Here is a 12,942-nt window from a genome sequence, read left to right as displayed (position 1 = left end):
GGAATAACAAAAAACCGAAGCCTACCCCCAAACCACCTTATCTTCAATCGGTCCTCGGGTCATTTCAGGGATATCCCCTTCATAATAACCCATATAGAAAAAGCCCAAGCATTTTTCGCCGGGCGCCATTTCAAAGAATTCGTCCATGTGTTTTATCAATCCCGGAGAACTCCAATAACACCCGATACCCATTTCTGTACAACAGAGCCACATATTCTGAACGGCCATAGCGGTAGCGGCAATTTCTTCCCATTCGGGCAGGCTTTCCAAAGGGTCGCGTTGCATGCAAATCGCAATGATGGCCCCTGCCCTTTTGGGTTATCCATTAGCTTCTTTACCTTGAACTCCTTGGGTTTCGCTTCGGTCTCCATATACTTTAAGGAGAGGAACAACCCTAACTTATCTTGAGATTCGCCTTGTAAAACCTTAAAACGCCATGGTTCAGTCTTCTTATGGGTCGGTGCCCAATTGGCCGCTTCCAATATCTTTTCGATATCAGATTTTGCAATCGGCTTGTCTATATACTGCGCCGGAAAAACGGAACGTCTTTTCTTTATCAAATCAAAAATCATAGTTCTAAGTCTTGAATGACAAAGTTAAAAACAATCCTTTCGCTATTCTCAACTGGAATCAATACTTTTAAACTATCTAAATTTGAAGACTATAATGAACCCGATTCCCAAGATTTTTTCGTTCGGAGAAGATAAATTGACAGCCGGTATTGCCATTGCCATTGCCGACGGCCGGACTAAGACCAAGTTGACGGCCGCGACTCGAAAAAGGATTAAGTCGAGCTGGAAGATCGTTCAAAATATTGTGGAAAAAGGCCATCCCGTTTACGGTATCAATACGGGATTCGGACCACTCTGCACCACGAAAATATCAAAGGAGGAGACTAAAATACTCCAAACCAATATTCTCCAAAGCCACAGCGTCGGGGTCGGGGAGGCCATAGATTCTGAAATCGCCAAATTGATGATGATCCTGAAAGTACATGCGCTGGCAAAAGGCTATTCGGGGATTGCGGAAGCCACGCTTGAAAGGATTATTTGGCATATTGAAAATGATGCGATTCCCGTCGTTCCATCCCAAGGTTCGGTAGGGGCATCCGGAGATCTAGCACCGCTGTCACATTTGTTTCTGCCCCTTATCGGATTGGGCAAAGTACTTTATCAAGGAAAAATTATTGCGACAGCGACCCTCTTTAAAAAGACAAAAATGCAATCTTTGGAATTGGGCCCAAAGGAAGGGCTCGCCTTGATCAACGGCACCCAATTTATCGCCGCTCATGCGGTTAAAGTCGTCGAAAAATTACAAAGTTGTTTGGCACAGGCCGATATTATCGGTTCGATGATGATCGAGGGATTACAGGGTTCGGTCAAACCATTTTATAATGAATTGCACGCACTCCGTCCTTTCAAAGGAAATATGCACGTGGCCAAGCGAATCAAAAGATTGCTTAAAGGTTCTGAAATTCTCGAAGACCATATCAATTGCGAAAGGGTGCAAGATCCTATTCGCTGCGGTGTATTCCACAAGTTCATGGAGCGAGTCGTACGGCTTGGCTCCATTTAAAGGAACTTTTGGAAATCGAATTGAATTCGGTTACCGACAATCCCGTAATTATCGATGAAGAACTGACAATCAGTGGTGGCAATTTCCACGGGCAACCCTTGGCCATGGCCTTGGACTATGCCTGTATCGCTGCCTCAGAGGTCGGAAATATTTCGGATCGCAGAATTTATTTGGCCTTGGAAGGTAACAGTCCAGGTGTACCAAAACTATTGATGGAGGATACGGGCATCAATTCCGGATATATGATACTACAATACACCACGGCCGCTTTGGCAAGCGAGAATAAAGGGCTATGTTTTCCGTCGAGTGCGGATAGTATTCCCACTTCCCTCGGACAGGAAGATCATGTGAGCATGGGTTCTATTGGTGGAAGAAAAGCATTGCAGGTCATCGGTAATGTTGAGAAAATCCTCGCCATCGAACTATTGACCGCCGCGCAAGCTTTCGAGTTCAGGAGGCCCCTGAAATCGGGAATATTTTTGGATGAAATCCATAAAGAAGTCCGTAAAAAAGTTGCCTTCGCTAAAAAAGACCGCGTTTTTGCAGATGATATCGAGAAGGGAATCGAAATGGTTCGGAATCAAACGATTATCAAGGTCATCGAACGGGTCAAAAAGAATAAAAAATTGAAATTTCAGGTACCCTATACAAAAGAGTTCGATACGTATTAGGAAGCCAAAATTGTCCTCTTCTTGCAACCGACAAGGAGATAAGACGAAGATTACACGACTTTAGGGGCGTTTAGCGTAAGCCATAAAAAAAGTAAACAAACATTAAACATATTCCCGTCCTCACGGGAATGAAAAATAAAATATGTTATTAATAGGCCCATTCAAACAATTGCTCCCCATGACGGGGTTATCGCTAAAGGGAGCAATTTCAGACGACGAATTGACCGTTTTGGAGGATGCCGGACTTTTAATTTCCGAAGGAAAAATCATTTCCGTTGGAGGGTTTGATGAACTAAAGTATAGTCACCCGGAAGCCGAAATTCATACATTGGAAGGTAATCACACTTGTCTTCCAGGGTTTATCGATTCACATACCCATATCTGTTTCGGCGGTTCGCGCGCCAACGACTACGCGATGCGAAACGCAGGTAAAACCTATCTGGAAATTGCCAAAGCAGGCGGTGGTATTTGGGATACCGTAACCCAGACCCGAAAAGCGTCCCAAGAAACTTTGACAAAGCATACGGTCAAACTCGCCAACCGACATTTGAAAAATGGAACGACCACTATCGAGGTCAAAAGTGGCTATGGACTTTCGGTAGACGAAGAATTGAAAATGCTTCGCGCCATTAAAAAAGCGGATACAGCTTCCTCGGCTGATTTGATTTCAACCTGTTTGGCAGCGCACATGCTTCCCAAGGATTTTGTGGGAAGTGCATCCGAATATTTGGAAGAAATCGGCACAAACCTTTTTCCAATTTTAAAAGAAGAAGGACTGACCACTCGTGTCGACGCCTTTATTGAAGAAAGTGCTTTTTCCGCGGAACAAATAGCCCCCTATTTTCAAGAAGCAAAAACAATGGGATTTGATATTACCGTACATGCGGATCAGTTTTCCACTGGGGGAAGTAAAGTGGCAGTCGAATTCGAGGCGGTAAGTGCGGACCATTTAGAGGCCAGTACCCAAACCGAAATCGAGCTGTTGGCCAAGAGCAACACCATCGCCACCGCCCTGCCCGGTGCTTCATTGGGATTGGGATGCAATTTTACTCCTGCTCGAAAAATTCTCGATGCCGGCGGAGTATTATCGATTGCCAGTGACCACAATCCTGGTTCAGCGCCTATGGGCGACCTTTTGACACAGGCCGCGATTTTAGGTGCCTTTGAAAAATTGTCGAACAGCGAGGTTTTAGCAGGAATCACTTTCCGCGCTGCGGCAGCACTTCGATTGGAAGACCGCGGCAAATTAACGAAAGGTATGCTTGCCGACCTCAGCATTTTCCATACCAGCAATTACAACGAAATTTTATACAACCAAGGCAACCTGAAACCTTGTATGGTTTTTAAAAATGGGGAATTGGTGTATAATAAACATTAGTTGGCAATATGACCTTCAAAGAACAAATACGCCAAGGCATTCATACAGAAATTCCTCCAAAAAGGGAATATAATCCCAATGCGAACCATGCCCCAAAACGAAAGGAAATTCTTTCCTTGGAAGAAAAGAAATTGGCGATCCGCAATGCACTGCGCTATTTTCCAAAAGAATGGCATTTAGCGCTTTCCAAAGAATTCGCCGAGGAACTAAAAAAATACGGACGTATCTACATGTACCGCTTTAAGCCGGACTATAAAATGTATGCGCGGCCCATTTCGGAATATCCGGCAAAGACATCGCAGACAGCGGCCATCATGTTGATGATCCAGAACAATTTGGATCCAGCAGTTGCACAGCATCCTGAGGAGTTGATTACGTATGGTGGTAATGGTGCGGTTTTTCAAAACTGGGCGCAATACCTTTTGACCATGCAGTATCTCGCCACGATGACCGAAGAACAGACGCTACATATCTATTCGGGACATCCGATGGGCTTGTTTCCCTCTTCCAAGGAAGCTCCCAGGGTTGTCGTTACCAATGGCATGATGATCCCCAATTATTCCCAGCCTGACCATTGGGAAAAGTACAATGCTTTGGGCGTGACCCAATATGGACAAATGACCGCGGGTTCCTATATGTATATCGGCCCACAGGGAATCGTTCACGGCACTGCGATAACTGTTATGAACGCTTTTAGGAAAGTTTTGAAAAAGGAGGAATCCCCAGCGGGAAAAATATTCCTTACCGCAGGCTTGGGCGGTATGAGCGGCGCACAGCCGAAGGCCGGAAACATTGCCGGATGCATTACGATTTGTGTGGAAGTGAATCCGGCAGCAGCGAAAAAAAGATATGTACAAGGCTGGGTTGACGAGCTTATTGATGATATGAACGATTTGGTCGCCCGAACAAAAAAAGCAAAAGAAAAAAAAGAAGTTGTTTCCCTCGCATTTATTGGCAACGTGGTTGATGTTTGGGAGCGCTTCGATACGGAAAATATATTCATTCACTTAGGATCTGATCAGACCTCCTTGCACAATCCTTGGGCAGGTGGATATTACCCTGTTGGACTGGCTTTTGAGGAATCGAATAAAATGATGAGCGAGAATCCTGAAAAATTCAAGGCAAAAGTTCAGGAATCATTGCGAAGACATGCGGCTTCCATCAACAAACATACCGCCAAGGGCACTTATTTCTTTGACTACGGAAATGCATTTCTCTTGGAAGCCTCCCGCGCCGGAGCCGAAGTGATGGCGGAAAACCAGATTGATTTCAGATACCCATCCTATGTACAGGATATTTTGGGACCCATGTGTTTTGATTACGGATTCGGTCCTTTCCGATGGGTATGTACTTCAGGTAATCCTAAAGATTTACAGAAAACGGATACGATTGCTTTGAGGGTCATGAAACAAATCAAAGAAGAGGCTCCGGAAGAAATCCAGCAGCAAATGCAAGACAACATCAAATGGATTTCAGAAGCGGAACAAAACAAATTAGTTGTGGGATCACAAGCCCGTATTTTGTATGCCGATGCCGAAGGACGGTCCAAAATTGCCGAAGCTTTTAATCAGGCCATTAAATCTGGTGAGATTTCAGCTCCTGTGGTTTTAGGTCGTGATCATCATGATGTAAGTGGAACCGATTCTCCCTTCCGGGAAACTAGTAACATTTACGATGGCAGTAAATTTACTGCCGATATGGCCATTCACAATGTCATCGGCGATAGCTTCCGGGGGGCGACTTGGGTCTCCATTCATAATGGTGGCGGAGTCGGTTGGGGCGAGGTCATCAATGGCGGATTCGGAATGGTACTCGATGGCTCGGAAGAAGCTTCCAAAAGACTAAAAAGCATGTTATTCTACGATGTGAACAACGGTATCTCTAGAAGAAGTTGGGCACGAAACGAAGAAGCCCTGTTCGCCATCAAAAGAGAAATGGAACGAACTCCTGAATTAAAAGTTACTTTACCTAATTTAGTGGAGGATGAACTGCTTGAAAATCTATTCGACCAATAATGCCGATCTATAAAACAACAAATCCTGACCGTTATGCCGGAAGAATTTCCGGCCAGAAAAGGTACCTTCACGAAAAAGTGGAATGTATTGGTTTTGATGGTTTGGTTCATAATTCATCGAACAAAATTTTTGCCATACTTGGGTATGCATGCGATGAAGGGGTCAGAAGAAACCAAGGGCGAATCGGTGCGATCCATGGACCCGATGCCATTCGTGAACAGTTGGGAAAAATGGCCAACCATCTAGATGATGGCACACAACTCTTTGATCTAGGCTCCGTTCAGTGTACGGACGGAAATATGGAAGCCAGCCAAGACTACCTGTCCAATAAAGTAGGTGAACTTTTGGCTACTAACGCCTTTCCGATACTTTTGGGTGGAGGACATGATATCGCCTACGGACATTTTAACGGAATCAAAAAACATCTGGGGCCTAAGAAATCCATTGGTATCATCAATTTCGATGCGCATTTTGATCTGCGAGACAATCTAAAGGGAAACAATTCCGGAACACCCTTTTATCAAATTTCACAAGATTGTAAACAAGAAGGCCTACCTTTTAACTACCTCTGTCTGGGTATCCGACAGGATGCGAACGACTGCGGACTCTTTGAAACCGCAGAGGTTTTGGGTGTAGATTATATTGAGGCGAAAAACTTCCATATGGCGAACGCCCAGACCATTGTACATAAACTTTTGGATTTTATCGGGCAAGTAGACCACCTATATGTGACCATCGACCTCGACGGATTTTCATCAGCCTACGCTTCAGGTGTAAGTGCTCCATCGCCAATGGGTTTTTCGCCTACTGTCGTGGTAGAATCATTGGAGCTAATAATCAACTCAGGGAAAATGGTTTCCTTGGATATTGCCGAGATGAATCCGAAATATGATAGCGATACACAAACGGCCAAATTGGCGGCTTCGTTGGTGCATTTTGTCGCCCACAGAGTTTAACTACTTACTCCAACCAACTCCGATAGTACTTACCATCATCAATATCAATAGCGACCTGGGTCAATTTTAATGGTTTGAACGTATCGATCATCACGGCCAGTTCTTCGGTTTTGGTCTTTCCGATACTCGCTTCATACGTTCCAGGATGCGGCCCATGGGGAATTCCCGCAGGGTGCAACGAAATGTATCCCTTATCAATATTCTTACGACTCATAAAATCCCCATCTACATAGTACAACACTTCATCAGAATCGATGTTGGAATGATTGTACGGTGCGGGTATGGCCTCGGGATGATAGTCGTATAATCGAGGGACAAATGAACAGACCACAAAAGCGCTGGTTTCAAACGTCTGGTGTACCGGTGGCGGTTGATGCACACGCCCCGTTATAGGCTCAAAATTATTGATGGAGAATCCGTAGGGGAAATTGTATCCGTCCCAACCAACAATATCGAAAGGATGCGTGGCATAAATCATATGGTGCAATTGACTTTGTTTCTTGACCTTAATCAAAAACTCACCTTTTTCATCATGGGTCTGAAGGTTTTGCGGCAATTTAAAATCACGTTCACAAAAAGGGGAATGCTCTAAATGCTGCCCGAACCAGTTGCGATATCTTTTGGGAGTGTAAATCGGATGATATGATTCAGTTACCAACAATCGATTGTCTTGGGTATCGAATTCAATTTGATAGATCATTCCACGGGGAATCAGTAGGTAATCTCCATATTCAAACGAAATTTCGCCCAACATCGTTTTTAACGTACCCGTTCCTTTGTGCACGAACAGCAGTTCATCTGCATCCGTATTTTTATAAAAATAGTCGGTCATTGATTTTTTTGGAGCAGCTAGGCCTACATGTACATCCGAATTGAAAAGCACTGTTTTTCTGCTATTCAAATAATCGTCTTCGGGTCTGATTTCAAATCCTTTTAATAATCTGGATTTTATATTATGTTCAACTGCCGCCCGGAGCGAAACATCCAAAGTCTTATCTACCTCTTTAACTTGTGTCGGTCTATGCAGGTGGTACATCAAAGATGACATTCCATCAAAACCAATGGTGCCGAACAATTGCTCGTAATGAAGACTTCCATCTTCTTTTCTAAATTGTGTATGACGTTTTTGGGGAATTTTTCCTAAGGTATGATAGAGCGGCATATTCTTGTTTTTTATCCATCCTAAAATTACAATAATTTGTAAGGAGATAAAACATTCAGAAGGGAAATAAGACAAAGCGGAAACCTCTTTCATCCATGGCTCAATAGCATAAAACTATCGGCCCGACCTAAACAAAAAAAGCCTCCCATATATGGAAAGCCTTTCATTGGTCCTAACCTAATATTCAGGTTTTGGATCACAACACAACACCACAAAGATAATAAAGGTTTTTGGAATAACCACGGATGATAGAACTGAGCGTTGACTCATTTTACAACTATCTTAACTTATTGATCAACGAATTTTAAATAACTTTAAATCAAAAACTAAAAGTTATGAAAACCTCCGCAATGTTCTGGGTCGCCGCAACGACCATAGCCTTGATTACCGTCACCATTATGTCTTCGATGAACTTTCCGTTCAATTGGGTATTCTACGTAACCGTTTTAGGGCAACTAATGATCCTATACATGGTCTATAGGGTTCTGACGGAAGACTATACCACCGATAAAACGTTTGAAGATTTCTATGAAGATCATCCTATAGGAAACCGAATGCGCTAATTGGAGAACGACACTTCCCTTTTTATCTTGGAATTTGTGCTCATACCCAATTCTGGAATGACCAATAACGGAATCTGTGTATGAAACGCAATGCGTTTTACCACAGGTTCACGCGTCATACGTTCCATATAACTATGTTGATAATTGAGCATGGCGAGTAAATGTATGTCCAACTCATCGGTAAAGACTTCCAATGTTTTTGAAACGGAATTCAGTTCGGATACGGTGTGAACATAATGCTCTACTTCGCTCAAATACTTACGGAGCATGCTTAGGTTGAATTGCTGTAACTCGGTCAACGCTTTTATTTCATATTGTGCGTGAACAATACGTACCGCCGCATTAAAGGTACGCGCCATATCGATCAATGGTTGTAGTTCCGAAACGGTATAGAACCGATTGAAATCGGTAGCAAAGGCAATTTCGGAAGGTGTTTCGAACTCAAAATGTTGTGGGATTGCCAAAACCGGACAGTCCTTGACGGATTTGATGATACGAACGGTATTGCTTCCCATGAATACTTCCTCAAGTCCCGAAGAACCTTTAGTACCCGTTACTACCAAGTCTATACTTTTTTCCTCCACCAATTCTTTGACCTCATCCACCAAAAGACTAAACGAAGAAATCGTATTGAAACTATGGTTGGGGTTATCGTAGGTCTTCTGAATACGTTCCACTACGTTTTCAAGGCCTTTTTGGGAATTGCCATGGGTGGCATCTTCCATACCCCCATTGACCGCCGAAGCCATAAAACGGCTATGGGCTATGCTTGGGGTATATGTATTAAGCAAATGAAAAACACATTCTTCATGTTCGAACAATGCAATGGCGTACTTGGTAGCGTTCCACGCATTTTCTGAAAAGTCAGTCGGTATCAATATGTTCCTCATAATATTTATCTTGAAACTACGGTGTAAAAGTAGACTGACATATCAACTGAAACTATGACATATATCAGCTTTTCGGAAAGATTTTGGTGCGACCTTTGAATTATTGTTGAACGGTTATTTTCGAGAGCCTGTTCAAAATTCTAATCACAAAACCCTGAACAGGCTTTAATGGTTTAACATATAAAATCTTAGATTATGGAGAAAGAATCTGTCAAAGTTTCACTTATTGGAAAAGGAGAAAATAATTTCTACAAAATCAAGTTCCCTAATTTACAGATTCCCGTTAACGTTAATGAAGAACTCTACAGGAAGATGCTCCATAGTAATCAGTATGAGTTCAAACATCGCAGGCCTCCTCGGCCAGAAAGGGTGGACTCTTACTCTAGTAATAATAAAATGCTTTCTATATAGAAAGCATTTTATTTTTTTCAATCCAATATTTATCACACTTTGGAGCTGGGGATTGGGGCTTAAAACCCTTCTGCCAAATCTTGAAGCCCACGCTCATCGGCAATACCGATTTTCTTCCCTGAGGTCTTTATGTACTTTTTCTTTTTGAATTCGGATATAATTCGGATACAAGATTCCGTTGCCGTACCTACCACATTGGCAATATCTTCACGGGAAAGGATAAGGGCTAGAAAACCATCCTTATCTTCTCCAAAATTATTTTTTAAGTAAAGAAAAGCCTCGGCAACCCGCTGCTTTACCGTTTTTTGGCTCATATTTACGATAACGTCGTCGGCTTCTTTAAGGTCGTGGGCCATGTGACGTAAAACTTCTACCGCAAAGTTGGGATTCGTATTCAGCGTATTAACAATGCTTTCTTTCGGGATAAAACAAACCTCCATGTCGTTAACGGCAGTAGCACTGAGATTCGCATGTTCTTCTGCAATGACCGAGCGTTGACCAATAACCTCGCCCTTAGTGGCGAGTTTTACAATTTGGTCCTTACCGTTGGCGCTCAATTTAGAGAGTTTGGAGACTCCACCGCGAACACAATAAACACCTGAGAGTTTATCACCTTCCTCGAAAATGGATTCTCCCTTTTTAACGGTTTTCGTAATCTTTGAATCGGAGACCTTTTTCAGTTCCTCCTTGCTCATCGCCCGTAATGAATTGAACTGTCGAACAATACAACTTTCACATCGTGTTTCTATACCATCTTTCATCTGCTTGAATTTACCTGACCACCAAAATTACAAGTTATCAAAAAGTCCGAACATGACAAAAGTCATGTTTTAAAACTTGCGTATATCTCAATTTTGTCAAAGGTATAAGTAAATGTGAAATGGAGAGTAACCAATGTTACCATTGCGGCGATGATTGTGGCAACGCGATTATTGAATTCGATGAAAAAGACTTCTGTTGTAATGGATGCAAGACCGTTTATGAGATTTTTTCTAGCAATGACTTATCCTATTATTATGAATTACAATCGGCTGCTGGGGCCACTCCAAAAACGGTTGAGGGAAAGTATGATTTTCTCGATACTGCTGCTATTGTTGAAAGACTGACGGAGTTCAACGATGACGACCTACAGATCGTCAACCTTTACATTCCGCATATTCATTGCAGCTCTTGTATTTGGGTGTTGGAAAACCTGAATAAAATCAACCCTTCGGTCAATAATTCGCAGGTCGATTTTCCTAAAAAAACGGTGCGTGTTACCTATCGCACTTCCGATATTTCTTTGAAGGAGTTGGTCATACTTTTGGCAAGAATCGGCTACGAACCCTACATTTCTTTGGATGATTTTGACAACAAAAAGAAAGGTGCCGATCGCAGTCTTATTTACAAATTGGGCGTTGCCGGCTTTGCTTTTGGCAATGTGATGTTCCTCTCCTTTCCCGATTATTTTGATCTGGCATCGAGTGAGTCAAGTGGTGGGGAGTTTTGGCTGAACCAATATCAGGATGTCTTTAGATGGTTGATGTTTGCCTTCTCCTTGCCTGTGGTTTTTTACGCGGGACGGGATTATTTTATTTCCGCTTTTAAAGGATTACGGAGTAAAATCCTAAATATCGATGTGCCGATTGCTTTAGGAATTTCGGTGCTTTTCATCCGCAGTACCTTAGAAATCATTTTCGATTGGGGAGCGGGATTTTTTGATTCCCTAACGGGATTGGTTTTCTTTTTGTTACTGGGGAAATTCTTCCAACAGAAAACCTATTCTTTCCTTTCTTTTGAGCGGGATTACAAATCGTACTTCCCCATTGCCGTTACACGGATTTTATCCTCCGGAAAAGAAGAAACCACCCAAGTTTACGACATCAAAAGAGGCGACAGATTATTGATACGCAACGAAGAATTAATTCCCGTAGACGGGATTCTCATCAACGGAAACGCCCGTATCGACTACGGCTTTGTAACCGGTGAATCAGAGCCTGTTTATAAGGAATCCGGAGATAAAGTTTTTGCAGGCGGCAAACAACTCAATGGCGCTATCGAAATGGAGGCTTTGAAATCCGTCTCCCAAAGTTATTTGACGCAACTGTGGAGCAACTCCGTTTTTCAGACAGATAAATCCAGCAAATTCCAGACTCTGACCGATAGCATCGGTAAACGTTTTACCATCGCCGTATTGACCATCGCTTTCGTGGCGACCGCATTTTGGCTATACTACGATTCGAGTAAGGCGTTGAACGTTTTTACGGCGGTGCTTATCATCGCCTGTCCCTGCGCCATTGCCTTGGCATCGCCCTTCACCTTAGGGAATATGCTCCGCATTTTCGGTCGCAAGAAATTCTATTTAAAGGACACCCAGACCATAGAACAACTCGCACAAATCGACACGGCCATTTTCGACAAAACAGGTACGATTACCACTTCCAAAAAAAGCACCGCTGTTTACGAAGGGTTGCAATTGACCTTGGAGGAAGAATCCCTCTTAAAAAACACGCTCCGCGCCTCGAACCATCCATTGAGCCGAAGTCTGTACGATATGCTCGCCGAGCAAAACATCATCACATTAGATGAATATGAAGAACATTTAGGGAAAGGTATCGAAGGTACAATCGAAGATAGCCACATCAAAATAGGTTCTGCCGATTTTGTGGGGAACAAAGGTTTGCAAAGTGCCGAAAACACCTCCGTACATATTAGCGCTAACGACAATTACAAAGGTTGCTTTGTTTTCCATAACGAATACAGAGAAGGCGTTTCCGAAGTCTTTCAAGCCATGTCGGAAACCTTGCAGCTCGCCATACTTTCCGGCGACAACGCTGGTGAAAAGGAACGTTTGGAAAAACTGCTGCCGAAACTGACGCCACTTTATTTCAACCAAAAACCCGAAAACAAACTAGAATTCATAAAGTCCCTCCAAGACCAAGGCAAAAAAGTGCTCATGGTCGGTGATGGCCTGAACGATGCCGGTGCGCTCGCACAAGCAAATGCTGGCATCACCATTTCCGAAAACGTGAACGTCTTTTCCCCCGCCTGTGACGGTATTTTGGATGCCTCGAAATTCAAGCATCTATACCAATATATTTTGGCTTCCAAACGAGCGATGAGAATTATCAAATTGAGTTTTGTCCTATCCTTATTATATAATGTCGTCGGACTCTATTTCGCCGTAACGGGACAATTACAACCCGTAATCGCAGCGATTCTGATGCCGTTGAGCTCGATAAGTGTGGTGGCTTTTGGAACCGTGATGACGAATTTTTTGGGCAGGAAACTCAAATGAAAAATAAATTTTAAGAAAAAGTGTAAACCTGATATATGTCATGT

8 protein-coding genes and 2 pseudogenes are annotated in these 12,942 nt (G+C 43.0%); 6 read left to right on the top strand and 4 right to left on the bottom strand.

What is annotated here, in order from left to right; all coding sequences use genetic code 11:
* Window positions 1-21 precede the first annotated feature (21 nt).
* Window positions 22-572, bottom strand: a pseudogene (locus N8A86_RS11710) (nitroreductase family protein).
* A 94-nt stretch (window positions 573-666) separates the two neighbouring features.
* Between N8A86_RS11710 and hutH the strand changes: the two are divergent.
* The 4 genes and pseudogenes from hutH (at window position 667) to hutG (ending at window position 6,595) form a co-directional block, all read left to right on the top strand.
* A pseudogene (gene hutH, locus N8A86_RS11705) lies at window positions 667-2,246 on the top strand (histidine ammonia-lyase).
* Window positions 2,247-2,424: 178 nt separating this feature from the next.
* Window positions 2,425-3,624, top strand: coding sequence for an imidazolonepropionase (gene hutI / locus N8A86_RS11700; RefSeq protein ID WP_337251594.1), 1,200 nt, complete (start codon window positions 2,425-2,427; stop codon window positions 3,622-3,624).
* Between the two features lie 8 nt (window positions 3,625-3,632).
* Complete coding sequence (gene hutU, locus N8A86_RS11695; RefSeq protein ID WP_273565553.1) at window positions 3,633-5,639, top strand: urocanate hydratase; 2,007 nt, start codon at window positions 3,633-3,635, stop codon at window positions 5,637-5,639.
* Complete coding sequence (gene hutG / locus N8A86_RS11690) at window positions 5,639-6,595, top strand: formimidoylglutamase (protein WP_273565552.1); 957 nt, start codon at window positions 5,639-5,641, stop codon at window positions 6,593-6,595. The genes hutU and hutG overlap by 1 nt, the downstream gene beginning before the upstream one ends.
* A gap of 4 nt (window positions 6,596-6,599) precedes the next feature.
* Here the strand turns inward: hutG and N8A86_RS11685 are convergent, their stop codons facing one another.
* A complete protein-coding gene (locus tag N8A86_RS11685; RefSeq protein ID WP_273565551.1) occupies window positions 6,600-7,757 on the bottom strand; it encodes a homogentisate 1,2-dioxygenase in 1,158 nt (385 codons plus the stop codon).
* A 335-nt stretch (window positions 7,758-8,092) separates the two neighbouring features.
* On the opposite strand from N8A86_RS11685, the gene N8A86_RS11680 reads away from it, so the two are divergent.
* Window positions 8,093-8,320: a hypothetical protein gene (locus tag N8A86_RS11680; RefSeq protein ID WP_273565550.1), complete on the top strand. Its 228-nt coding sequence runs from the start codon at window positions 8,093-8,095 to the stop codon at window positions 8,318-8,320.
* Here the strand turns inward: N8A86_RS11680 and N8A86_RS11675 are convergent.
* A complete protein-coding gene (locus tag N8A86_RS11675) occupies window positions 8,317-9,210 on the bottom strand; it encodes a universal stress protein (protein WP_273565549.1) in 894 nt (297 codons plus the stop codon). The two genes, N8A86_RS11680 and N8A86_RS11675, sit on opposite strands and share 4 nt — an antisense overlap.
* 470 nt (window positions 9,211-9,680) lie before the next feature.
* Entirely contained in the window at window positions 9,681-10,382 is a 702-nt protein-coding gene (locus N8A86_RS11670) for a Crp/Fnr family transcriptional regulator (RefSeq protein ID WP_273565548.1), read from the bottom strand.
* A gap of 119 nt (window positions 10,383-10,501) precedes the next feature.
* On the opposite strand from N8A86_RS11670, the gene N8A86_RS11665 reads away from it, so the two are divergent.
* On the top strand, window positions 10,502-12,898 hold the full coding sequence (locus tag N8A86_RS11665) for a heavy metal translocating P-type ATPase (RefSeq protein ID WP_273565547.1): 2,397 nt from the start codon (window positions 10,502-10,504) through the stop codon (window positions 12,896-12,898).
* The last annotated feature ends 44 nt before the right edge of the window (window positions 12,899-12,942 follow it).

Origin of the sequence: Maribacter halichondriae (genome assembly GCF_027474825.1) — a bacterium.
GTDB classification, from domain to species: Bacteria; Bacteroidota; Bacteroidia; order Flavobacteriales; family Flavobacteriaceae; genus Meishania; species Meishania halichondriae.
This window is presented reverse-complemented; position numbering and strand designations above follow the sequence as displayed.